This window comes from Kocuria marina (assembly GCA_014652975.1).
GTDB classification, from domain to species: domain Bacteria; phylum Actinomycetota; class Actinomycetes; order Actinomycetales; family Micrococcaceae; genus Kocuria; species Kocuria marina.
On record BMZV01000001.1, the window covers coordinates 464407 to 488232 of the forward strand.

Consider the following 23826-nt stretch of genomic DNA (forward strand, 5'->3'; position numbering starts at 1 on the left):
TCAACCCAGCAGGATCACGTCCAGCGTGCGCGGACCGTGGACACCCTCCACGCGTTCGAGCTCGATGTCCGAGGTGGCCGAGGGCCCCGAGATCATGGTGGTGGGCGCAGTGGGCTCCACGCGGGCCATGGCCTCCGGGATGAGCTCCACCACGGAGTCCAGCGGCACGATGCAGATGTGGTGGTCCGGCACCAGGGTGATGGCGCGCCGACCCTCGTCCGGGCGCCCGGACAGGAAGATGGTGCCCGTCTGCGCGCACGAGACCGTGGAGGAGGTCACCACGGCGTCCACCTGGTTGAGGTCCCGCACGGTCAGCGCGGAGGCCTTGCGACCGTCATTGGGGTCCACGATGGCCCGGCGCGCGGCGGTCTCCTCAGGCAACCACGCGGTGTCGAGGCCCTCGGGGATCACGTAGCGCGCGGAGGTCCCGAGCTGGGTGGCGACGCGCTGCGCCACGGTCTGCGCGGTCTCCCTGTAGACGTTGGCCTTGTAATCCAGCAACCGGTCCTCGAGCATGTCGATGATCTCGTCCCGCCCGAGGTCCGAGGTGTGCCGGTAGTCGCGGGGCACGTGGGGTGCCCGCGGGTGGTCCGTGAGCGCACCGTTGAGCCGCTCGAGGATTTCGGTCTTGGCGTCGGCGCTCATGCCGGCTCTCCGTCCTGGTTCCCGCGGCCTGCGTGGCCGTTGCGGGGTGCGATGTTGTCCTCGTGGGGGTCGCCCGTGGCAGCACTGTACGCCCCGGCCACGGCATCCGCGCCGGCACCCGGGGCGGCGGCGTCCTGGCCGGTGCCGGCCGCGGTCTCCTCGGTCCGGGCGGCCTTGGACTCGCCGTGCGGGCCCTGGGGGGTTGCCACCTCGACGGACGACGCCGGGTGGTCCTCCGCGGGCCCCGCACCGGTGCGCGCGGTTCCCGACGCCGCAGTGACGCCGTCGCGCTCGAGTCGTTCCCCGGTCTCCCCCTCGTGCTTCTTCCACCAGTTGCGGAAGGATTCCTTGGGGGGCTCGGGGATGTCGCGTTCGGCGGTCCAGCCGCCCACCATGCCGGGCAGCCAGCCGATGGCGCGGTCGCGGCCGGCGATTACACGGCCCATGGGTAGCCCGCGCTCCGCCAAGGACATCCGCTGACCAGAGGACATCACGAAGGAAGCGCCCTTCATCATGGCGTCCATCTGCGTGGGCACACCGCGGGAAGGCACGGCTCCTCGGATGCGGCGTCCTGCGCGACGCGCCCGAGAACCGAGCTCCTGGGGGCTGCCCTTCTGGGGGGCAGTGTCCTGCCCACCCCGGCCCTCGTCCGCGGTCAGGGACTTCTCCTCGCGCCAGTTGTCGTCCCCGCCCACCGCCGGGTCCTTGGAGGCCGGTGCCGGGTGGGCGTGGTCCGCGCGTTGCCCGTGCTGGGTGCGGATGTCCTCGTCCCGCAGATGCACGAGGATCTCGGGGATGTTGATCTTCACGGGACACACCTGGTAGCACGCCCCGCACAGGGAGGACGCGTACGGCAGGGAGGCATTCTTCTCGGACGTGATGCCCGTGAGCTGCGGCGAGAGGATCGCCCCGATGGGACCGGGGTAGGTGGAGCCGTAGGAGTGCCCGCCCGCGTGCTCGTACACGGGGCACACGTTCAGGCACGCGGAACACCGGATGCAGTGCAGTGCGGAGCGACCCTGGGGGTCCGCGAGCACCGCGGAGCGCCCGTTGTCCAGGAGCACCACGTGAAAGTTCTTGGGGCCGTCCCCGGGCGTCACGCCGGTCCACAGGGAGGTGTACGGGTTCATGCGTTCGCCAGTGGAGGAGCGCGGCAAGAGCTGGAAGAACACCTCGAGGTCCTGGTAGGTGGGCAACAGTTTCTCGATGCCCATCACGGTGATCAGGGTCTCGGGCAGGGTCAGGCACATGCGCCCGTTGCCCTCGGACTCCACCACGGACAGGGTGCCAGTGTCCGCGATGCCGAAGTTCGCGCCGCTGATGGCCACCTTGGAGGTGAGGAACTTCTCCCGCAGGTGCTGCCGCGCGGCCTCCGCGAGCACTCGAGGCTCGCTCGTGAGCTCCTCGGTGACGCCGGGCATCTCGCGGCTGAAGATCTCGCGGATCTCCTCGCGGTTCTTGTGGATCGCGGGCACCAGGATGTGGGAGGGCTTGTCCCGCCCCAGCTGCACGATGAGCTCGGCGAGGTCCGTCTCCGTGGCGGTGATCCCGTGCTCGGAGAGGTGCTCGTCCAGCCCGATCTCCTGGGTGGCCATGGACTTCACCTTGATCACGTCCGTGGTGTCCTGCTCCTGGACCAGGCGGGTCACGATGGCGTTCGCCTCGTCCGCGTCCCGGGCCCAGTGGACGACGCCGCCGCGCGCCGTCACATTCGCCTCGAACAGCTCGAGCAGCTCGGGCAGCTCCGCCATCACGGTCTCCTTGATGGCGGAGCCGGCGTCGCGCAGCTCGCTCCAGTCCGGGACTTCCCCCACCACGCCGGCGCGCTTGGCGCGGATGGTGTGGGTGGCGTGCCGGATGTTGGCGCGCATCTGCTTGTTCTGCAGCTCCTTCTTGGCGGCCTTGGGGAAGGCGACCTGCGCGTGCAGGTTGCCCTGCCCGTGCACGGGACGCACGGCGGGCATGCCGAGGGACGTGACGCTCATCGAGTTGCTCCTGCAGTGGTGGCCGGGCTCGCCGCGCGACGGCCGGGCTGGGGGATGGACAGTTCAACGGGGCCCTCTACCTGCAGCGGGTTGGCCCGGGTTGAGGCGAGGATTTCCGCGAAGTGGACGGTCTGGACGTCCACGTTCCGCTTGGACGCCGCTCCGCCCAGGTGCAGCAGGCACGAGGCATCCCCGCCGGTGCACAGCGAGGCGCCCGAGCTGCGAATGTTGTTGAGCTTGGCGTCCGCCATGGCACCGGAGACGTCCGGATTCTTGAAGGAGAACGTGCCGCCGAAGCCGCAGCACTCCTCGGCGTCGGGTAGCTCATGGAACTCGATGTCCGCCACGGAGCGCACGAGGTCTTTCTGGCGATCCCCGAGTCCCAACAGGCGCATGCCGTGGCACGAGGGGTGGTAGGTCACCGGGTGCGGGAACCAGGAGCCGAGCTGCTCGGCGGCGTCCGTCACGCCCAGCACGTCCACGAGCAGCTCGGAGAGCTCGTAGGTGTTCTTGGCCACCATGGCGGCATCCTCGGCCAGGGCGTCCTCGCCGCACTGGCGCGCAACCATCGGCTGCTGGTGCCCCAGGGAGGCCACACAGGAGCCGGAGGGGGCCACGGCGACGTCGTAGTCCACACTCGTGAACGCGCGCACGTGGTTGCGGATCACCGGCACAGCGTCCTGGAAGTACCCGCTGTTGACGTGCATCTGGGAACAGCAGCCCTGCCCCTGGGGAAACACGACCTCGTGTCCCAGCCGCTCGAGGATCCGCACGGTGGCCAGCGCCACCTTGGGATACATGGCATCCACAATGCATGTGGCGAAGAGCGCGATTTTCATGTGTGTGGTCTCCTAACCGTCTGCCCCGGTCCATACTCTGCGGTCATACCAGGCTACGCCCGTGAGCCCGGTCACAACAACGTACGGCGTGGCATGGGACAGGCATGAAAGGCCGCGCGGGCTCCCCGTGGCGGGGCGCGAGGTGTTCACCATGTGACCTGCATCATGTACGCTGTGCGGTAGGACCAATGTGGTCTGACCACTCATCGTACGACTTGCCCGGACGTGGCGCACACCGCCCCGCCGAGACCACACTCTCGATCCGGGAACCACGGTTCCGATCCGGCCCCACCCCTTGGAGAACGCGTGAACACCTTTACCGCCGCGACCGACGCCGTGGGCGGCAGCGTCGGGCTGTCCGCCCTGGTCGGCTGCCTGCCCCTGCTGACCTTCTTCGTGATGCTGCTGGCCTTCAAGGCCAGCGCCTACGTGGCGGGGCTGACGTCCCTCGCCGTGGCCCTGCTGGTGGCCATCCTGGGCTTCGGCATGCCAGCGCACCTCGCCGCACTGACCGCCACCCAGGGCGCCGTCTACGGACTGTTCCCGATCGTGTGGATCGTGGTCATGGCCCTGTGGTTCTACCAGGTGACCGTGCTCTCCGGGCGTTTCGAGGACCTGCGCACCATCTTCGACACCATCGGGGGCGGTGACCTGCGCATCCAGGCCATGCTCATCGCGTTCTGCTTCGGCGGTCTGCTCGAGGCTCTCGCAGGCTTCGGTGCCCCCGTGGCGATCACCGCCACGATGATCCTGGCCCTCGGCCTCAAGCCGCTCAAGACGGCCACCCTGGTGCTGATCGCCAACACCGCCCCGGTGGCCTTCGGCGCGATCGCCATCCCCATCACCACCGCGGGCACGCTCACGGATCTGGACCCCGCCCACATCGGTGCCGTGGTGGGGCACCAGGCCCCGTTCTTCGCGTTCGTGGTCCCCTTCTTCCTGCTGCTGATCGTCGACGGCGCCCGCGGTCTCAAGCAGGCCTGGCCCGCCGCCCTCGTGGTGGGCGGCAGCTTCGCGATCGCCCAGTGGTGGTGCGCCACGCACTTCTCGTACGAGCTCACCGACGTGGTGGCGTCCCTCGCCGGGCTCGCCGGTGTGGTGATCCTCATGCGCTTCTGGCGTCCCAAGGGCGCCGAGGCCGTGCGCGCGGACCTGGGCGTCTCCCGCCCGGAGGATGCTGCGGTGCTCACGGCCGGGCGCGTGTGGATGGCAGTGCTGCCCTACCTGCTGGTGGTGGCCGTCTTCGGCGTCGCCAAGCTCTGGACCGCCGGGGTCAATGTGCCCAAGGCGCTGGCGTCCACGGACGTCAAGATCCCGTGGCCCGGCCTGAACGGGCACCTGCTCAATGCCAAGGGCGAAGCCATCTCGGGCACGGTCTACTCTTTCCAGTGGCTCTCCAGCCCCGGCACGCTGCTGCTCATCACCGGCCTGCTGGTGGCCGTGATCTACGCCCTGTTCAACCACCACGGGATGTTCCGACTCTCGATCGCGGATGCCCTTGCCGAAATCGGACGCAGCTTCTGGAAGATGCGTTTCTCCGCCCTGACCATCATGTCCGTGCTGGCACTGGCCTACGTGATGAACTTCTCCGGCCAGACCCTGGCGATCGGCACGTTCGTGGCCGGTCTTGGCGCGGCGTTCGCGTTCTTCTCCCCCGTGCTGGGCTGGGTGGGCACCGCGGTCACCGGTTCGGACACGTCCGCCAACGCACTGTTCGCCAACCTGCAGAAGACCGCGGCCCTGGGGTCTGGGCTGGACCCGCACCTGATGACCGCCGCGAACACGTCCGGCGGTGTGGTGGGCAAGATGATCTCGCCGCAGTCACTGGCCATCGCGTCCTCAGCGGTGGGCATGCAGGGCAAGGAGTCTCAGATCTTCCGCTCCGTGGTCCCGTGGTCCCTGGGCATGCTGCTGGTGCTGTGCTGCCTGGTGTTCCTGCAGTCCAACGTGCTCGCATGGATGCTGCCCGCCGCCTGAGCACTCCTGAGATACCAGACCGTCCGGGCGCCGCGGAGCTGCGGGCACCCCGGGGACGCCGAGCGCCACGGGGCTCAGCACGCCCTGGCACCCGCAACCCTGTGGGCACCGTGAGGAGACCGGTCCGGCGGCACCTCGCCGCAACGGACCACGGACCCGCCCCGAGAGGAATCAATGAGCACCACCCCCGCCTACACCCTCGTGCTGGACTGGCTCGAACACCAGTTGCGCACGGGCGGGCTGCACGTGGGCGACAAGCTCCCCGCCGAACGCGCGCTCGCCGAGGACTTCGGCATCTCCCGGGCGTCGGTACGGGAGGCCGTGCGGATCCTCGCGGCCATGGGGCTCGTACGGACGGCCACGGGCTCGGGCCCGCAGTCCGGGGCCTCCGTTATCTCGGACCCCTCCGCGGCGCTCGGCTGGGCCCTGCGGATGCACATTGCCACCCGTTCCTTGCCGGTCGCGGACGTGGTGGGCACACGCGTGCTGCTGGAGAGCCACGCGAGTCTTGAGGCGGCGTCGTCGACCGATCCGCACCGGGACGAGATCCTTGCGCAGGCCGGCGAACTGCTCGACCGCATGGACGACCCCGAGGTGAGCGACGCCGAGTTCCACGCGCTGGACGCGCAGTTCCACGTGCGCCTCGCATCCCTGAGCGGGAATGTGGTGCTCGAGACGATCATGGCGTCCCTGCGCGAGGCCACGATCGGGTACGTCCAGGAGACGGTCGCGAAGGTCACGGGCTGGCCGGAGATCCGCGCGCACCTGCAGCAACAGCACCGCGCGATCCTGCGCGCGACCACCGAACGCGACGGCGCCCTGACCGCGCGCCTGCTGCGCGAGCACATCATGTGGTTCTACGGCTTCGTGCCGGATGCGACCGGCACGGCCGACCAGGACCGAGCCAACCACGACCGCGCCGCGCATGACCGCGCCGAATAGGACCGGGCCCGGCAGGACTGAACTGAACGGGACTGAGCCGGGTAGAAACCGAGCCGAACGGGACTGAACGACCCGGCAGCGAACGGTCTCGAGACCGGCTACGACCGACCCGGGCGTCAGCGTCGGATCGATGAAGGGGCGCCGTTGACCCGCACGTCGGAAACTCCCCTGACAAAGGAAAAACCCCGGCGCCTCCTGGCCGGGAGGCGCCGGGGTCAGGCTTGCATCCGCCCTGGCCCGCTGACGCGACGGAGGACCTCGGAACTGCACGCGAGGTGATCCAGGCCTCGCGGAGCTCTGTCACAAGGGGGTACGAGGACCCCCGCCGCGAGTTCAGCGGTCCGCTCCTACTCGGGGCCGCACGCCGTACACTCGCTCGACCCCCGTGGAGCGGTGGACATCTCTTCCGATGTCCACCACTAACTGTGCCGTACCGGGGACCCGCGCCACCATGGCCATTCGGCCAGTCTTCGAGCGTGAACCTGAAGGTAACCTGGGAATCAGGTCAGGTGGGGGTACCGCTCGTCGTCCAGCTCGGGATGCACGAGGCCCCACTGGATGCCCGAGATCAGCACCTGGACCCGATCCCGCACCGCGAGTTTCTCGCACAGATGGGACACGTAGGCCTTCACACTGCCGTGCGAGACGGACATGCGCTCGGCGATCTCATTGTTGTTGAGCCCCTTGGCGATCCACTCGAGCGTTTCGAGTTCGCGCGGCGAGAGCTTGGGCGCGTCCGGGTGGGGTCCCCGGGATGCGGGTTCGACGGCGCCGGCCGCCGCCGCGCGCAGGTGACCGCGGCGCACGGAGGGCACCGGGACGTCCCCCAACACGTTGTTGGCCAGCGAGCTGGCCACGGACGGGGACAGCGCGAGTTCGTCCTCGCGGATCAGGCTCACGGCGGAGACGATCTCGTCGTGCCGGGCGTCCTTGACGAGGTACCCGGAGGCTCCCGCGCGCAGAGCGGGGACCACGTACTCGAGGGTCGAGAACGTGGTCAGCGCGAGCACCTTGGTTTCCGGGCAGCGCTGCACGATCTCCCCGGTGGCCTCGATCCCGTCCATCCCCGGCATACGGATGTCCATGAGCACCACGTCAGGGCGCAGTTCCAGGCACGTGGCCACGGCCTTCGCGCCGTCCGAGGCCTCCCCCGCGACCTCGAAACCCGGCTCCGCGCGGAACAGGTTCGCGAGGGCGTCACGCATGAGCGGATGATCGTCCACCAAGAGAAGCCTGCACAAATCCATGGCCTGATCATAAACTGAGCGCATGACTGAGCACTCGTCCCCCGTGACCACCACCACTTCGACCCGCACACGCTGGGTGCGCACCGCCACCGCGGCCCTGCTGAGCGGAGCCCTCATCCTCAGCGCGGCGCCGGCGCACGCCGCGTCCCCCACAGTCCCGCGCGGCCCCACGAACGTGATCTGCCACTACTGGCCCGTTCTCTGCCCCAACCGGTGATCCCGGGGGGTACTGCTATCGGGGTGGACCCCGCCCCTCGATCCGGCGGTATGCCGAGCTGGCTGCGTGTCGTCGTGGTGCTCTTCGCCGCGGTGGCACTGCTCGACGACCTGCGGTCCATGCCGTGGTCGTTCATGCCCCCGGCACCCGCCGTGCTCTCGAGCAGTTTCCTGGTCCTGAGCTACGGGGCCGTGGCGCTGCTCGCATGGTCGCCCCTCGCGAGCGCCGTGGCCATCACGCTGTCGTACGTGTTGGCCACGGTCTTGCACGACTACGCCCTGGCCCTGTTGTGCGGGTGCGTCGTGATGGTCGCGGTGCTCGCGATGCTCTCCCGCGGGACCGCGCTGGCCCACCTCGCGGTCACCGCCACGTGGATAGTCGTGTCCGCGGGGGTGCTGCGCAATTCCGATTTCGTGTGGACCGTGGGCATCCCCCTGGGTGTGTCCGCGCTGATCGGTGCGGCCGTGCGGTTCTTCGTGACCCAGTACCGGCTCAACACCCGCCGCCTCGCGGTTCTGGAGGTCACCCACCAGCGGCTGCGGGAGCAGGAACGGCTCGCCCTGGCCCGGGACCTGCACGACGTGGTCGCGCACGAACTGACCCTCGTGACCATGCAGGCTGCGGGGTCCCACCGGCAGCAGGACCCCAGGGAACTGCACCGCACGATCGACATGATGGACTCCGCCGCCCGCTCCGGGCTGCATGAGCTGCGCACGCTGCTGCACATCCTGCGGGACTCCCCCGGCGCCCCGGACGAGCGGGACAGCAGTTCCGGGCTCACCACGGGGTCCCTGTACGGCGTGGCCCGGGCACTCGCGGCGAGCCTCGAACGCGCCGCACTCGTGCCGGAGCTCGAACTGGGTGACGGCCTGGACGAGATCCCCACGTCCATCCGCGGCACCGCGGCCCGGGTGCTGCAGGAGGCCTCGACCAACATGATCAAGTACGCGCCCACGGGTTCCCGGTGCGCCCTGCGGGTGTTCGTCCGGGACGGCGCCGTGCACGTCCACGCCGAGAACCAGATCCGCCGGGGTGCCGGCACCGACTCCGGGCGCAGGGAACTGACCTCCGCGTTCGGGCTGCGCGGCATCCAGGAACGGGTCGCCCTGCTCAACGGTCAGGTGGAGTACGGTCCGCGCAATGCCGTGTGGCACCTGGACGTGCGGATCCCGGTCGCGTGAGTGACACCCCGGACGCCCCGAGGACCGGGACGGACGCGGTCGAGGCCGTGCGCGGCGTCGTCGTCGCGATCCCACCGGGCGCGGTGCTCAGCTACGGGGACGTGGCGGAACTCGCGTGGTTGAGCACCCCGCGGCTCGCGGCGCGGATCATGGCCATGGGCCTGGCCGGGACGGACGTCCCGTGGTGGCGTGTGGTGCGCGCGGACGGCACGCTGCCCGACCACCTGCAGATCACTGCGCGGGAACACTACGAACGCGAGGGCACGCCCCTGCGCGAGACCGACGCCCATTGGGTCCGCGTGGATATGCGCACCGGGCGCTGGGACGGCCGGTGAGCACCGGCGCGTGAGCGCGCCGACGCGTCAGTCTCGACAAAGTAGGACCCGCGCTGCCGCCAGCCTAGCGCCGGGCAGGATCCGTACTCGGCCGGATCAGTACTCGGGCGGGCCGGCGACCTCGAAGAACGGGCCGCGGGCGTCGAACACCCGACCGGTGAGCCGCTCGTACGCCTCCACGTAGCGCTCGCGCGTCTTGGCCACGACCTCCTCGGGCAGCTCGGGCACGGGGCCCTGGCCGTCCCACCCGGAGGCGTCCGAGCGCAACCAGTCCCGCACGTACTGTTTGTCGAAGGACGGTTGCGGGCGGCCCGGCTTGTAGGTCTCCAGGTCCCAGAACCGTGAGGAGTCCGGGGTGAGCACCTCGTCCCCCAGGGTGATGGCCCCGCGGTAGGAGTCCAGGCCGAACTCCACCTTGGTGTCCGCCACGATGATCCCCCGCTCCCGGGCGATCCGCTCGGCGCTCGAGTAAATCTTCAGGGACAGCTCCCGCAACCGGTCCGCCACGGAATTGCCCACCACGTTCGCCATTTCCTGATATGTGATGGGCTCGTCGTGCTCCCCCAGTTCGGCCTTGCCCGTGGGGGTGAAGATGGGCTGCTCCAGCCGGTCGCCGTCCTCGAGGCCCTCCGGCAGCTCGATCCCGCACACCGACCCGGTGGCGCGGTAGTCCTTGAGCCCGGAGCCGGTGAGATACCCGCGCACGATGTTCTCCACGGGAAACATAGACAGGTTCTTGCACACGACCGCGCGCCCGCGCACGGACTCGTGAACGTCCGTGGTCAGGATGTGGTTCGCGATCCCGTCCAACTGCTGGAACCACCACAGGGACAACTGGGTGAGGATGACGCCCTTGTCCGGGATGGTGGTGGGCAGCACCTGGTCGAACGCGGAGATCCGGTCGCTCGCGACCACGAGCACGGCACCGGCGCGGTACTCGGCGTCGTCGTGGATCGCCACACCCGTGGCGCTGAGGCGGGAGTCGTCCGGGACGTAGAGTTCCCGGACCTTGCCGGAGTAGACGTGCTTCCAGCCCGGGATCTCGAGGGGTATGCCGTGCTCGCTCATGCCTGCTCCTCTGCTGTGGTCGCGGTGGGCGCCCCGGTGCGACCCGGCGTCCCGCCCGGGGCGTCCGTGGTGCCGGGACCCGGTTGGCCCCCGGGGACCGTGATCCGTCCCTCGGACGCGGCCAGTGCGATGTCGGTGCGGTAGTGCGATCCGGGAAGGGTGATGCGCTCCATCCCACGATAGCCACGCTCGCGCGCTTCCCGCAGGTCCGCCCCGCGGGAGACGACGGCGAGCACGCGCCCGCCCGCCGAGACGATCTCCCCGGCGGCGTTGCGGTCTGTGCCGGCGTGGATGACCCACGTGTCCGGGTCCTGGGCGGCCTCGGCCAGCCCCGTGATCACGTCCCCCTTGCGCGGGGCGCCCGGGTAGTTGTGAGCCGCGAGCACGATGGTCACGGACGCGCCGGAGGCCCACTGGAGCTCCTCGCGCTCGGACAACCGGCCCTGCGCGGCGTCGAGCAGCAGTTCGCCCAGCGGGGTTTCGAGCACCGCCAGGACGGACTGGGTCTCGGGATCGCCGAAGCGCGCGTTGAACTCGATGACCTGGATGCCGCGCTCGGTCACGGCGAGACCGCAGTAGAGCACCCCCACGAAGGGGGTGCCGCGGCGTCGCAGTTCGTCGATCACGGGGCGGGCCACGCGGCGCACGACCTCGTCCGTGAACCCCTCGGGCAGCCACTCGAGCGGCGTGTAAGCGCCCATGCCACCCGTGTTGGGGCCCTGGTCACCGTCGCGAACGCGCTTGAAGTCCTGGGCCGGTTGCAGTGGGACCACGTTCTCGCCGTCGCTGAGCACGAACAGGGACACTTCCGGGCCGTCCAGGAACTCTTCGACGACCACGGCACCGCCCGCGTCCAGGCACTCGCGCGCGTGGGCCTCGGCACGGTCCCGGTCCGGCGTGACCACCACGCCCTTGCCCGCGGCCAACCCGTCGTCCTTAACCACGTAGGGCGCACCGAAACGCTCGAAGGCCGCCCGCACGTCCGCGAGATCCGTCGTGGCCACCGATCGCGCGGTGGGGACACCCGCCGCCGCCATGATCTCCTTGGCGAACGCCTTGGAGCCCTCGATCCGCGCGGCCTGTGCGGACGGACCGAACACGGGGATGCCCGCACGAGTGAGGGCGTCCGCGACACCGGCGACGAGCGGTGCCTCCGGTCCCACGACCACGAGGTCCGCGTCCAACTCCCGAGCCAGCGCGACCACGGCCTCCGGGTCCTGCGCGTTGAGGGGATGTACCGGGACGTCCTGGGCGATCCCCTGGTTACCGGGTGCGCTGTGCACCTCGCTGACGTGCGGGTCCCGTAGCAGGGACGTGATCATCGCGTGTTCGCGGCCCCCTGGGCCCACCACCAAAACCTTCACGCGCTCAGCGTATCGGCCACAGCCCCCGTCCGGGCAACGATTGCGCGGGCCACGCTGCCATACTGGAAGGTATGCAGACCTTCAGCTCGGACCAGGCCGTGGAACTCGCCGTGGTGCAACGCAGCGGCTTCGTGGAGTCCCGGCACAGCGGATCCGCCGTGGTGCTGGCACCTGACGGATCCGTGGCGTTCTCCGTGGGCGCTCCGGACGAGGCGATCTTCCCGCGCTCGACCCTCAAGCCGTTCCAAGCGATCGCCGCGATGAAGGCCGGGGCCCCGCTGCGCGGCGAGCAGGTGGCGATCGCGGCGGCGTCGCACACCGCCACGTTCGACCACCTGGACGCGGTCAACTCGATCCTCAAGGCGGCCGAGCTGGACCCCGAGGCGCTGCAGTGCCCGCCGGACTGGCCCCAGGACGAGGACACGCGCGCGTGGTTGATCCGCACCGAACGCGGCCGCAACCGCATGTGCATGAACTGTTCGGGCAAGCACGCGGCGTTCCTGCTCGCGTGCGTGACCAACGGGTGGCCCATCGACTCCTACCTGAATCCCGAGCACCCGCTGCAGCAGCTCGTGATCGAGACCATCGAGGAGTTCTCCGGCGAGCGCGCCCAGCACGTGGGCGTGGACGGCTGCGGTGCACCGCTCACGGCGATCACCCTCACCGGCCTCGCCCGCATGTACTCCACGCTGGGGCGCGCCGCACGCAACGTCCAGGCTGACGCCCGCGCCGCGACCGTGGCCACGTCCATGCTCGACTACCCCGAGTACGTCCAGGGCCCGGGGCGTTCGAACACCGTGATCATGGAGGAGCTGGACGTGATCACCAAGCTCGGCGCGGAGGGCGTGCTGGGGCTGGGCACCCGTTCCGGGTGGTCCGTGGCCATCAAGATGCTGGACGGTTCCTCGCGCGCCAACTCACTCGTGGGCCTCACACTGCTCGCGCACGCGGGTGCCGTTTCCCGGGCCGACGCCGATCGCGTCCTCGAACGCGTCACGCACCCGATCACCGGGGCCGGGCGGCCCGTGGGTGCCATCGAGCTCGCCGAGCCGCTGCGGGAACTCCTGGGCTGACCGCCCCCCCCCCCGATCCTCAATCCGAGATCCACGATCCCAGAGGTGGGCCATGACGATCCGACGCAAGGTCGACCCGGCGGACGGCAGCCTCGCGCTCGCGCGCTGGCGTCGATCCCCTGACGAGGCCGACCGCCGCACCACGGCCACCGCGGTGCGCTACTGCCTCGAGGAACTCGCGAGTCGCGCTGAGGGCAATTCCGTGGAGGTGCGCGTGCCGCCCTTCGGCGTGACCCAGTGCGTCCCCGGTCCGCGCCACACGCGCGGCACCCCACCCAACGTGGTGGAGACCGACGCCACCACGTGGCTCGCGCTCGCGACCGGACGCGCACGGTGGACCGACAGCGTCCGCGAGGGCAGCGTCGCGGCGTCCGGGACGCGCACCGACCTCAGCGCGTGGCTCCCGCTGTTCGGCTGAGGCACCACCCACGCCCCACCGACGACATCGCGTGGCCCGCGCACGCCCGGATGCGCGATAACCTGGAAACCATGAGCTCCGCCGATCCCGAGACGCCCGCGCCCGCCTCGCAGCCCGGTTCCGCCACCGAACGGATGACGGTGCGCCGCGCCCCCAACATGATCGCGTTCCTCATCACGGGCGCGGCCGTCGGGGCCATCGCGGGACTGCTCGTGGGGGCGCTGGGCCCCGGATCGCTCGCCTACACCCGCGGGGCCATCATCGGGTTCTTCCTCATGACGTTCCTGATCGTGGGTGCGACCGTGGGTGCCGTGGTGGCACTCGTCCTGGACCGGATCTCCCTCAAACGCTCCCGGCACGTGACCGCGGAGGTCCAGGATCTTCACGGGGCGGACGAGCGCCCCGGCACATGAGACACTGTCTGCGTGGTTCGAGCTGACGGAAAACTCTCTCACGACCTCTTGCCCGGAGAAAAAGGCCCCCAGGACGCGTGCGGCGTGTTCGGCGTGTGGGCCCCGGGCGAGGACGTCGCCAAACTGACGTACTACGGCCTGTACGCGCTGCAGCACCGCGGGCAGGAGTCCGCGGGCATCGCGACGTCCGACGGGGAACGGATCTCGGTCTACAAGGACATGGGGCTCGTGTCCCAGGTCTTCGACGAGACCACGCTCAACACCCTCAAGGGGTACCTGGCCGTGGGACATGCGCGCTACTCCACCACGGGTGCGTCCCACTGGGCCAATGCCCAGCCCACCCTGGGTGCCACCCCGCACGGCACGCTCGCGCTCGCGCACAACGGCAACCTGACCAACTCCGCCGAGCTCTACGACCTGCTGCTCGACAAGTCCGGGTTCCCGTCCCGCGGTGAGATCGCCCGGGGCAACACCACGGACACCGCGTTGATCACCGCGCTGCTCGCGGAGCACCCCCTAAACTCGCTCGAGGAGGCGGCCATGATGCTGCTGCCCCGGCTCGTGGGGTCCTTCTGTCTCACGTTCATGGACGAGGCCACACTCTACGCCGCGCGCGATCCCCTGGGCGTGCGTCCCCTCGTGCTGGGCCGACTGGAACGCGGCTGGGTCGTGGCCTCCGAGACCGCTGCGCTGGACATCGTGGGCGCCTCCCTCGTGCGCGAGGTGGAACCTGGTGAGTTCATCGCAATCGACGAGAACGGCCTGCGTTCGCGCCGTTTCGCGGAGGCGAAGCCCGCGGGGTGCGTGTTCGAGTACGTGTACCTGGCCCGCCCCGACACCACGATCGCCGGGCGCTCCGTGTACGAGTCCCGCGTGGAGATGGGCCGACAACTCGCGCGCGAGCATGCCGTGAACGCGGACCTCGTGATGCCCACCCCCGAGTCCGGGACCCCCGCCGCGATCGGATACGCGGAGGCCTCGGGCATCCCGTTCGGACACGGACTCGTGAAGAACTCCTACGTGGGCCGCACGTTCATCGAGCCCTCGGACACCATCCGTCAGCTCGGGATCCGGCTCAAGCTCAACCCCCTGCGTTCGATCGTGGCGGGCAAGCGCCTGGTGGTCGTGGACGACTCGATCGTGCGCGGCAACACCCAGCGGGCCCTCGTGCGCATGCTGCGTGAAGCGGGGGCGGCGGAGATCCACGTGCGGATCTCCTCCCCGCCCATCAAGTGGCCGTGCTTCTACGGCATCGACTTCGCGTCCCCCGCGGAGCTGATCGCCAACGGGCTCGCCGTGGAGGACGTCCGCGCCTCCCTGGGCGCCGATTCCCTGGGGTACATCTCCGAGGAGGGGATGATCGAGGCCACCGCCCGCCCCCGTTCCACCCTGTGCACCGCGTGCTTCTCGGGTGATTACCCCACGGCCCTGCCCAAGGCGGACCGGCTCGGCAAGTCCGTGCTGGAATCCCCCGGGGCCCACGCGGAACCTTCCGAGGACCTCGTGGACCCAGCACCGCGCACCGACACCGCCCACGAGGAGACCACCGCATGAGCCAGTCCCGAGCCCACGGCACGGAAGCCGTCACCTACGCGAGCGCGGGGGTGGACGTCGAGGCCGGGGACCGCGCCGTCGAACTCATGAAGTCCGCCGTGAAGGCGACCCACACGTCCGGCGTGGTGGGCGGCGTGGGCGGCTTCGCCGGGCTCTTCGACGTCTCCGAGCTCACCGGCTACCGCAAGCCCTACCTGGCCACGTCCACGGACGGCGTGGGCACCAAGGTCGCGATCGCCCAGTCCCTGGACGTCCACGACACCATCGGGTGGGACCTCGTGGGCATGGTCGTGGACGACATCGTGGTCGTGGGCGCCAAGCCGCTGTTCATGACCGACTACATCGCGACCGGCAAGGTGGTCCCGGAACGCATCGCGGACATCGTGCGGGGCATCGCCGCGGCGTGCGAGGCCGCGGGCACCGCCCTCGTGGGCGGAGAGACCGCCGAGCACCCCGGGCTGCTGGGCGTGGACGAGTACGACGTCGCCGGTGCGGCCACCGGCGTGATCGAGGCGGACGAACTGCTCGGCCCGCAGCGCGTGCGTGACGGGGACGTCGTGATCGGCATGGCGTCCTCCGGGCTGCACTCCAACGGGTACTCCCTGGTGCGCCGGGTCATCAACGTGGCCGGTTGGCAGCTGGACCGCCAGGTCAGCGAACTGGGCCGGACCCTGGGCGAGGAACTGCTCGAACCCACGCGCGTCTACGCGGCGGACGTCCTGGACCTCGCGCGGGCGTTCCCCGTGAACGGTCCGGACGGCACCACGGGCCACGGCGTGCGCGGCTTCTCCCACGTGACCGGCGGTGGTCTCGCGGCCAACCTGGCGCGTGTTCTGCCCGCGGACCTGCAGGCCACGGTGGAGCGCTCCACGTGGTCCCTGCCGCCCGTGTTCCAGCTCGTGGCGCAGCTCGGTCAGGTGCCCCTGGCGGACCTCGAGCGCACGCTCAACCTGGGCGTGGGCATGGTCGCGATCGTGGACCCCGCCGTGGCCGACGCCGCCGTGGCCCATCTCACCGAACGCGGGCTGCCGTCCTGGATCATGGGCCGCGTGGGTCCCGTGGACCCGGATGCCTCCCGCCACGGCAGTGACTGGGTGCAAGGCGCCAAGGGCGTGGCCGGCGGCGGCGTGCTCATGACAGGTGACTACGCCCTCTGAACGCGCACCGAGCGCCCGCGACGCGACGGGCACGCAAGGAACCGCCCACACGCTCGTGTGGGCGGTTCCTTGCTCTGCTGGTCACGATGACGACGCCGCCGCGGTGGCGCGGCGAGCGGATCAGTCGTAGTCCGAGTACTTCTCCGCGTAGGTCGAGTAGTCGTCCTCATCCTCGGGACGTTCCTCGTGATCCATGGCTCGGGAGGACGGTTTGCTGCTGCGCAACTCCCGCTGCAACGCCGAATAGTCGGTCTGCGGGCTGAAGTACTTCATCTCCCGCGCCTGTCGTGTCGCCTTCGCCTTTTGACGGCCGCGCCCCATGGCGTGACCCCCTCTGCGTCTCGTGTCCGATCGGCGGTACCGTGTTGAGCACACAGTACGGCCCCGGAGTGTCTTGTCAGTTTTTCGTGTGTCCAGGGTACATGTTTTGTACGCTTCTCGCGCACCCGCACGCCGTGCGTCCACCCCGGGCGAATCCCGGGCGAATCCCGGGCCCTCACGGCGTGGTTCGAGGAAACTCGCGGGGCGAATCCGGCCGGTACAGTGAAACGGCCCCGGCGGCGCAGTCCGCACATTCCCCGCACCAGAGCAGGTTTGCCATGAGTTCATCCCCGCGGAGGGTCCCGCCCTCCGAGAGTCCGTATCCCCATGACACCCACCCGGGCCTGGTGCCCGGGGTCTCGGTGGAGGAGCAGCGGGTGCGCTACCGCACGGACAAGATCACGTTCGGGGTCGCCGGAGCACTGATCGTGGGGTTCGTGGTGTGGGGTGCGGTCTCCACCGAATCGCTCACCACGGTGTCCAAAGGTGCGCTGGACGCGGTGGTGACCTACGGCGGATGGGTCTTCACCTTGTTGGCCGCCGTGATGCTGTTGTTCCTGCTCTTCGTGGGGTTCTCACGCTACGGCCGGATCCCTCTGGGCAAGGACGGCGAGGAACCGGCCTACTCCATGGGGTCGTGGATCGCCATGCTCTTCGCGGCGGGGATGGGCGTGGGGCTCATCTTCTTCGGTGTCTACGAACCCGTCACGTACTACATGACCCCTCCCCCGGGACGCGCCGCGGCGCAGAGCTACCACGCGATGCATTCCGCACTCGCACAGACCATCTTCCACTGGGGACTGCAGGCGTGGGCCATCTACGCGCTCGTGGGGGCGGCCGTGGGCTACGCGGGCTATCGCCGTGGGCGGCCCCTGCTGATGTCCGCGATCTTCGGCCAGCGCGCGCACCTGAGCGTGGGCGGGCGGCTCATCGACATGTTCGCGATCGTGGGCATCCTCTTCGCGACCTCCGCCTCCCTGGGATTGGGCACGCTGCAGATCGGCCGCGGTCTGCAGATCATCACCGGTCTCGGTGAGGTGGGCAACGCGGTGCTGATCGCGATCATCGCGGTGCTCACGTGCGTGTTCCTGATCTCCGCGGTCTCCGGCGTGGCCAAGGGGATCCGCAGGCTCTCGAACTTCAACATGGTGCTCGCGGCCGTGGTCGCGTTCTTCCTGTTCGTGGCGGGCCCCACCGTGTTCCTGCTGAACTTCATCCCCTCGGTCGTGGGCACGTACTTCGGTGAGATGTTCCAGATGCTGTCCCTCTCCGCGTCCTGGGGCAGGGAGGCCGAGGAATTCATGCGCTCATGGACCCTGTTCTACTGGGCGTGGTGGGTTTCGTGGGCGCCGTTCGTGGGCGTGTTCGTGGCCCGCATCTCCCGCGGGCGCACCCTGCGCCAGTATGTGAGCGTGGTACTGCTGGCACCCACCGTGATCTGTGTGCTCGCGTTCTCGGTCTTCGGCGGCACCGCCATCTGGTTGCAGCGCGACGGCGTGGACATCGCGGGTGCCGCGTCCCCCGAGGACATGCTCTTCCGCGTCCTGGACGCCCTGCCGTTCGCGCAGATCACGCCCATTGCGATCATCGTGCTGCTGGCCGTCTTCTTCATTACGTCCGCGGACTCCGCGACGCTCGTGATGGCGTCCATGTCCCAGCAGGGCAAGCCCGAACCGGACCGGAAGATCATCATCTTCTGGGGTGTGGCCCTGGCCGGGGTGTCCTCCGTGATGCTCGCGGTGGGCGGGGCGAACGCCCTGCAGGGTCTGCAGGACCTCGTGACCGTGGCGGCGCTGCCGTTCGCGGTGATCCTGCTGGCCCTGATCCCGGCGTTCCTGCGGGACCTCTCCACCGATCCCATGAGTCTGCGCCACCACTACGCGCGCACGGCGCTCGACAACGCGGTACGCCAGGGCATGGACGAGCACGGGGACGACTTCGCCCTGGAGGTCCGCCACCAGGAGGGCCCCGCCGCGGCCGGTCACGACGTGGACTCCACGGGGGAGCGCATGAGTTCGTGGTACCAGCGCACCGACGAGAACGGTCAGCCCGTGGAGTACGACTACCGTCAGGACACCTACGTGGACGCGCGGCCGGCCGTGGCCGATCAGCCGGCCGCGGGCGAGAGGCCCACCGTGGATGAGCGGTCGCCCCGGAACGGACGACCGCCCGAGCAGCACTAGGCTCCTCGGGCGGTCTCGGTCACCGCGAACGCATCCGCGGTAGCCGGGGTGTCACTCGTCGACGATCTCCGCGTCCACGACGTCGTCGCCGCTGTCCCGCGCCGGGGCGTCGTGGGCGTGCGCGGCGTCGTCGTCCTGCGGGTCGTCGCCGTGCGAAGCGGTGACAGTCAGGCCGTCCTGAGCGACGTCCGGGTTGACGTCCACGAGCACGGTGTCCCCGTCCGTGATGGCGCCGGAGAGCAGCCCGCGCGCCAAGCGGTCACCGATCTCGCGCTGCACGAGCCGACGCAGCGGGCGGGCACCGTAGGCGGGGTCGTAGCCCGTGATACCCAGCCACTCGCTAGCCCCGGGCGTGACCTCCAAGGACAGGCGCCGCTGCTCGAGACGGTGCGCGAGCTGGGCCACCTGGATGTCCACGATCTTGGCCAGGTCCTCGGTGCTCAGCGGGTCGAACATGATGATGTCGTCCAACCGGTTGAGGAACTCCGGCTTGAACGAGGCGTTGACCACGCCCATCACGGCGTTCTTCTTGGCCTCCTCGTCCATGGTGGGATCCACCAGGAACTGGCTGCCCATGTTCGAGGTCAGGATCAGGATCACGTTGCGGAAGTCCACCGTGCGGCCCTGCCCGTCGGTCAGGCGACCGTCGTCCAGGACCTGCAGCAGGATGTCGAAGACCTCGGGATGGGCCTTCTCGACCTCGTCGAGCAGCACCACCGAGTACGGACGACGCCGCACGGCCTCGGTCAGCTGTCCGCCCTCGTCGTAGCCCACGTACCCCGGAGGGGCGCCGACCAGGCGTGAGACGGAGTGCTTCTCCGAGTACTCGGACATGTCGATGCGGATCAGGGCGCGCTCGTCGTCGAACTGGAAGTCCGCGAGGGACTTGGCCAGCTCGGTCTTGCCCACGCCCGTGGGACCCAGGAACAGGAACGAGCCGATGGGGCGGTCCGGGTCCGAGATCCCCGCGCGGGAACGCCGTACGGCGTCCGCGACCGCACTCACGGCCGGCTTCTGCCCGATCAGGCGCTTGCCCAGCAGCTGCTCCATGTGCAGCAGCTTGTCGGACTCGCCCTGCAGCATCTTGCCCGCGGGGATACCGGTCCACGCGGAGATCACCTCGGCGATGTCGTCCGCGGTAACCTCCTCCGAGACCATGGTGTCATGCCGGGCCCCGGCCTCCTCCTGCGCCTGTGCGGCGTCCAGGTCCTTCTGCAGAGCCGGGATCTCGCCGTACAGCAAGCGGGAGGCCTCCCCCAAGTCACCGTTGCGCTGGGCGCGTTCGGCCTGCGAGCGCAGGTCGTCGATCTGCGCCTTGAGGTCACCCACGCGGTTGAGTCCGGCCTTCTCGGCCTCCCACCGCGCGTTGAGGGCATCCAGCTCGGCCTCCTTGTCCGCCTTGTCCTGGCGCAGAGCGGCCAGACGTTCGACGGACGCGGGGTCTGTCTCCCCGTCCAGGGCCAGTTCCTCCATGGTCAAGCGGTCCACGGAGCGGCGCAGCTCGTCGATCTCCTCCGGGGCGGAATCGATCTCCATGCGCAACCGGGACGCGGCCTCGTCAATCAGGTCGATGGCCTTGTCCGGGAGCTGACGGCTGGGGATGTAACGCTGGGACAGTTGAGCGGCGGCAACGAGTGCCGAGTCCGCGATCTGCACCTTGTGGTGCGCCTCGTAACGCTCCTTCAACCCGCGCAGGATCGCCACGGTGTCCTCGACCGAGGGCTCCCCCACGTAGACCTGCTGGAACCGACGCTCCAGGGCGGCGTCCTTCTCGATGTTCTCGCGGTACTCGTCCAGCGTGGTGGCACCAATCAGGCGCAGCTCACCGCGGGCCAGCATGGGCTTGAGCATGTTGCCCGCGTCCATGGACCCCTCGGACGCACCCGCGCCCACGACCGTGTGGATCTCGTCGATGAACGTGACGATCTGACCCTCGGACTTCTTGATCTCGTCCAGGACGGCCTTGAGGCGTTCCTCGAACTCCCCGCGGTACTTGGCGCCGGCCACCATGGACCCCAGGTCCAGGGAGATCAGGGTCTTGCCGCGCAGCGACTCGGGTACGTCCCCGGCCACCATGCGCTGGGCGAGGCCCTCGACCACGGCGGTCTTACCCACACCGGGCTCACCGATCAGCACGGGGTTGTTCTTGGTCCGGCGCGAGAGCACCTGGACCACGCGGCGGATCTCCGAGTCACGCCCGATCACGGGATCGAGCTTCCCCTCGCGGGCGATCGCCGTGAGGTCCGTGCCGAACTTCTCGAGGGACTGGAAGGTCCCCTCCGGGTCCGGGCTGGTGACCCGGCGGTCACCGCGCACCTGCGGGATGGCCTGTGCGAGCGCCTCCGTGGTCACGCCCGCCGCCTGCAGCGCCTCGGCGGTCTTGTCGCGTCCCGCGGCCAGACCGTAGAGCAGGTGCTCGGTGGAGACGTACTCGTCCTTGAGGTCACGCGCGTAGTTCTCCGCGGCCTGCAGTGCCTGCAGCGCGGTGCGGCTCAGCTGGGGCTGGGCCGTGGAGGTCCCGGATGCGCTGGGCATCTCGTGGATGATGTTGCTCGCCTTGATGGACACGGCGTCCGCGTTGGCACCGGTGGCCTGTAGGACAGCGACGGCCACGCCGTCGCGCTGGTCCATGAGCGCCTTGAGGACGTGGGCGGGCTCGATATTGGGGTTGCCCGCGGTCGCGGCATTCGACGCTGCAGCGCTCAGGGCTTCTTGAGACTTGGTCGTGAACTTGGTGTCCACGGCGGCTCCTTCCGACAGTAGTGATGACGTTGACTTCAGTTAACTTGAGTCTACTACGCTCAACTTGATACGGGAAGCCCGATATTCCGCTCAGCGCGAAATGATTTGTCAATTCATTTTCCATTCCGGGTTTTCGGCCTAACCGGGTGGAAATAGATTATCGAATGCTCTATACCAATCCCCCGATAATATGTAGCCTTATTAAATCCACCACATGCTGTAGGAAAGGTGCCACTATGAGCAACAACAACGATCAGCGTCGAGCTGGTCAACAGACCCACTCCCAGGGTTCCACCGAGGTCCCGTCCAAGAAGGACGTCGCCGCGGAATCCGGCAAGGTCGAGGCGCAGCAGCTCAAGAACGAGGCGGCTGGATCCGGCCGCCGCGTGAAAGAGACCGCCAAGGAGCAGGCCGTCGCCGCCAAGGACGAGGCCATGGGCCAGGCGCACGACCTGTGGGGCCGCCTCAAGGAAGACCTACAGGGCTACGTGGGCCCGCAGCAGGAGCGCCTCGCATCGACCGTCCGCTCCGTGAGCGATGAGGTGGACGCCATCTCCCAGGGCAAGAAGCCGGAGACCGAGTACGTCAGTGGCCTGCTCGGCAACGCCTCGGGCACCGTGAACTCCCTCGCGTCCTCGCTGGAGAACAAGGACCCGCAGCAGCTGCTCGGTGACGTACGCCGTTTCGCTGCCCGCCGTCCCGGGACCTTCCTGGCCATCGCGGCCGGCATCGGTCTGCTCGCCGGGCGCGCCACGCGCAGCGCCAAGGACAGCGACGAGATCGGCAACGACCACCACGACACCGTCGCCCGCACCCAGGCACCCGCGTACGGCACCCCCAGCACGGGTGACACGTACGCGTACCGCAACGACACCCGTGGCGAGGGCACCCGCACCTACACCGACCGGGTTCCCGGCACGGTCTACCCGGATCAGCGCGACGCGCAGGTTCCCGGCACCACGTACCCCGGTCAGGGCGACACCCAGGTCCCCGGCACCACCTACCCCGGACAAGGCAGTGAGCGTCGATGAGTCACCCCATTCCCCCGTCGGAACCCGAAGAGCGGGCGGAGCACGAGTCGCTCGGTGAGATGTTCAAGTCTCTGAGCACCAACCTGACCACCCTGATCCAGCAGGAGATCGCGCTGGCCAAGGCCGAGGCGAACATGGCGATCCAAAAGGCCACGGACTCCGTAAAGGTCACAGGTAAGGGCGCGGGGCTGTTGGGAGGCGCCGGTGTGGCCGGCCACTTCGTGCTCCTGTTCCTATCCCTGGCCCTCATGTGGGCCCTGGGCAACCTGGTGGGTCTTGGCTGGTCGGCCGTGATCGTGGCGCTCATCTGGGCGATCATCGCCGCGATCCTCGCCGCGGTGGGCAAGAAGAACCTGGACCGCGGCAAGCGCAAGATGGCCCAGGCCACCAAGGACCCGCTGCCCCGAACCCGCGAAACCGTCAGCGAAATTCCGGATACCGTGAAGCCTTCCAAGGAGACCCGATGAGCCAGCAGAACCCTGATCAGATCCGCGCCGATATCGAAGCCACCCGTGCACGCCTGAATGCGGACGTGGACGCCGTGGCGGAGAAGGTGACCCCGGAAAAGGTGGTCGACCGTCAGAAGAGCAAGGCCCGCCACAAGATCCAGGACGTCCGTGAGTCCATCATGGGCTCCGCAGAGGACGCCCGGGATACAGGCCGCGACCTTCGTGACGAGGCCTCCCACCGCATGGACCAGGCCGGCGAGGCCATCAGCAACGCCCCGGCGGCCGCCCGGGCCAAGACCCGTGGCAACCCCATGGCCGCGGGCCTGATCGCCCTCGGTGCCGGTTGGTTGATCGGTTCCCTGCTGCCCTCGAGCCAGAAGGAGCAGGAGCTCGTGGCCGAGGCCGCCGACCGCGTCCAGCCGCACCTGCAGAGCGCCATGGATTCCACCAAGGAAACCGCGCAGGAGATCGCGGACGACCTGAAAAAACCGGCCAAGGAGGCTGCGGAGTCGGTCAAGCAGACCGCGCAGTCCGGCGCCCAGGAGGTCAAGGAGCAGGGTCAGCAGGAAGCCGGCCAGCTCAAGGGCTCCGCGCAGGAGCACGCCAAAAACGTCAAGGACGACACGCAGCGGGCCTGATCCGCTCGTAATCGCACCCTAGGGCCCCTGACCGGGAACGGTCAGGG

General features: G+C 69.2%; 22 protein-coding genes. 14 read left to right on the plus strand and 8 right to left on the minus strand.

Features of this window, described 5'->3' with window-relative positions; translation table 11 throughout:
* The 3 genes from IE157_RS02220 to IE157_RS02230 are packed head-to-tail and all read right to left on the minus strand — an operon-like array spanning nt 1 to nt 3469.
* Nucleotides 1-645: a LutC/YkgG family protein gene (locus IE157_RS02220; protein WP_193518995.1), complete on the minus strand. Its 645-nt coding sequence runs from the start codon at nt 643-645 to the stop codon at nt 1-3.
* The gene (locus tag IE157_RS02225; protein WP_193518996.1) at nt 642-2630 is read right to left on the minus strand and encodes a LutB/LldF family L-lactate oxidation iron-sulfur protein; all 1989 of its coding nucleotides are present in this window, start codon (nt 2628-2630) and stop codon (nt 642-644) included. Before IE157_RS02225 ends, IE157_RS02220 begins: the two co-directional genes overlap by 4 nt.
* Nucleotides 2627-3469, minus strand: a complete 843-nt coding sequence (locus IE157_RS02230) for a (Fe-S)-binding protein (RefSeq protein WP_144931716.1) — start codon at nt 3467-3469, stop codon at nt 2627-2629. Before IE157_RS02230 ends, IE157_RS02225 begins: the two co-directional genes overlap by 4 nt.
* A 306-nt stretch (nt 3470-3775) precedes the next feature.
* Here IE157_RS02230 and IE157_RS02235 point away from each other — a divergent pair, with 306 nt between their 5' ends.
* Nucleotides 3776-5446: an L-lactate permease gene (locus IE157_RS02235; protein ID WP_193518997.1), complete on the plus strand. Its 1671-nt coding sequence runs from the start codon at nt 3776-3778 to the stop codon at nt 5444-5446.
* 174 nt (nt 5447-5620) lie between these two features.
* Nucleotides 5621-6388, plus strand: coding sequence for a FadR/GntR family transcriptional regulator (locus IE157_RS02240; RefSeq protein WP_193518998.1), 768 nt, complete (start codon nt 5621-5623; stop codon nt 6386-6388).
* 500 nt (nt 6389-6888) lie between these two features.
* Here IE157_RS02240 and IE157_RS02245 read toward each other — a convergent pair whose 3' ends face one another.
* Entirely contained in the window at nt 6889-7611 is a 723-nt protein-coding gene (locus IE157_RS02245; protein ID WP_318281264.1) for a response regulator transcription factor, read from the minus strand.
* 46 nt (nt 7612-7657) lie between these two features.
* Here IE157_RS02245 and IE157_RS02250 point away from each other — a divergent pair, with 46 nt between their 5' ends.
* Genes IE157_RS02250 through IE157_RS02260 form a run of 3 tightly spaced genes read left to right on the plus strand, consistent with a single transcriptional unit; the run spans nt 7658 to nt 9368 of the window.
* Nucleotides 7658-7852, plus strand: coding sequence for a hypothetical protein (locus IE157_RS02250; RefSeq protein WP_064846363.1), 195 nt, complete (start codon nt 7658-7660; stop codon nt 7850-7852).
* Nucleotides 7853-7902: 50 nt separating this feature from the next.
* Nucleotides 7903-9033: a sensor histidine kinase gene (locus IE157_RS02255; protein WP_064846362.1), complete on the plus strand. Its 1131-nt coding sequence runs from the start codon at nt 7903-7905 to the stop codon at nt 9031-9033.
* Nucleotides 9030-9368, plus strand: a complete 339-nt coding sequence (locus IE157_RS02260; RefSeq protein WP_231885550.1) for an MGMT family protein — start codon at nt 9030-9032, stop codon at nt 9366-9368. Before IE157_RS02255 ends, IE157_RS02260 begins: the two co-directional genes overlap by 4 nt.
* Nucleotides 9369-9464: 96 nt before the next feature.
* On the opposite strand, the gene IE157_RS02265 is transcribed toward IE157_RS02260, so the two are convergent.
* A complete protein-coding gene (locus IE157_RS02265; RefSeq protein WP_193519000.1) occupies nt 9465-10436 on the minus strand; it encodes a phosphoribosylaminoimidazolesuccinocarboxamide synthase in 972 nt (323 codons plus the stop codon).
* Complete coding sequence (gene purD / locus IE157_RS02270) at nt 10433-11800, minus strand: phosphoribosylamine--glycine ligase (protein ID WP_064846359.1); 1368 nt, start codon at nt 11798-11800, stop codon at nt 10433-10435. Before purD ends, IE157_RS02265 begins: the two co-directional genes overlap by 4 nt.
* Before the next feature lie 71 nt (nt 11801-11871).
* Here purD and IE157_RS02275 point away from each other — a divergent pair, with 71 nt between their 5' ends.
* The 5 genes from IE157_RS02275 to purM all read left to right on the plus strand — a co-directional run bounded on the left by IE157_RS02275 (nt 11872) and on the right by purM (nt 16415).
* On the plus strand, nt 11872-12873 hold the full coding sequence (locus IE157_RS02275) for an asparaginase (protein WP_098053735.1): 1002 nt from the start codon (nt 11872-11874) through the stop codon (nt 12871-12873).
* A gap of 52 nt (nt 12874-12925) precedes the next feature.
* Complete coding sequence (locus IE157_RS02280) at nt 12926-13291, plus strand: sterol carrier family protein (protein WP_064846357.1); 366 nt, start codon at nt 12926-12928, stop codon at nt 13289-13291.
* Between the two features lie 71 nt (nt 13292-13362).
* Nucleotides 13363-13704, plus strand: coding sequence for a hypothetical protein (locus tag IE157_RS02285; RefSeq protein ID WP_064846356.1), 342 nt, complete (start codon nt 13363-13365; stop codon nt 13702-13704).
* A gap of 12 nt (nt 13705-13716) precedes the next feature.
* Nucleotides 13717-15258 (plus strand): amidophosphoribosyltransferase, encoded by a 1542-nt coding sequence (purF, locus tag IE157_RS02290; RefSeq protein WP_064846355.1) that lies wholly within the window; start codon nt 13717-13719, stop codon nt 15256-15258.
* On the plus strand, nt 15255-16415 hold the full coding sequence (purM, locus tag IE157_RS02295) for a phosphoribosylformylglycinamidine cyclo-ligase (protein ID WP_064846354.1): 1161 nt from the start codon (nt 15255-15257) through the stop codon (nt 16413-16415). Before purF ends, purM begins: the two co-directional genes overlap by 4 nt.
* Nucleotides 16416-16535: 120 nt before the next feature.
* On the opposite strand, the gene IE157_RS02300 is transcribed toward purM, so the two are convergent.
* Nucleotides 16536-16736, minus strand: coding sequence for a DUF3073 domain-containing protein (locus tag IE157_RS02300; RefSeq protein ID WP_064846353.1), 201 nt, complete (start codon nt 16734-16736; stop codon nt 16536-16538).
* Nucleotides 16737-17014: 278 nt separating this feature from the next.
* On the opposite strand from IE157_RS02300, the gene IE157_RS02305 reads away from it, so the two are divergent.
* Nucleotides 17015-18919, plus strand: coding sequence for a BCCT family transporter (locus IE157_RS02305; protein WP_064846352.1), 1905 nt, complete (start codon nt 17015-17017; stop codon nt 18917-18919).
* Nucleotides 18920-18970: 51 nt separating this feature from the next.
* Here IE157_RS02305 and clpB read toward each other — a convergent pair whose 3' ends face one another.
* Complete coding sequence (clpB, locus tag IE157_RS02310) at nt 18971-21661, minus strand: ATP-dependent chaperone ClpB (RefSeq protein ID WP_193519001.1); 2691 nt, start codon at nt 21659-21661, stop codon at nt 18971-18973.
* A 236-nt stretch (nt 21662-21897) separates the two neighbouring features.
* Between clpB and IE157_RS02315 the strand changes: the two genes are divergently transcribed.
* Genes IE157_RS02315 through IE157_RS02325 form a run of 3 tightly spaced genes read left to right on the plus strand, consistent with a single transcriptional unit; the run spans nt 21898 to nt 23779 of the window.
* A complete protein-coding gene (locus IE157_RS02315; RefSeq protein ID WP_064846350.1) occupies nt 21898-22692 on the plus strand; it encodes an ATP synthase subunit B family protein in 795 nt (264 codons plus the stop codon).
* Nucleotides 22689-23159, plus strand: coding sequence for a phage holin family protein (locus IE157_RS02320; RefSeq protein WP_193519002.1), 471 nt, complete (start codon nt 22689-22691; stop codon nt 23157-23159). Before IE157_RS02315 ends, IE157_RS02320 begins: the two co-directional genes overlap by 4 nt.
* The gene (locus IE157_RS02325; protein ID WP_064846348.1) at nt 23156-23779 is read left to right on the plus strand and encodes a DUF3618 domain-containing protein; all 624 of its coding nucleotides are present in this window, start codon (nt 23156-23158) and stop codon (nt 23777-23779) included. Before IE157_RS02320 ends, IE157_RS02325 begins: the two co-directional genes overlap by 4 nt.
* The last annotated feature ends 47 nt before the right edge of the window (nt 23780-23826 follow it).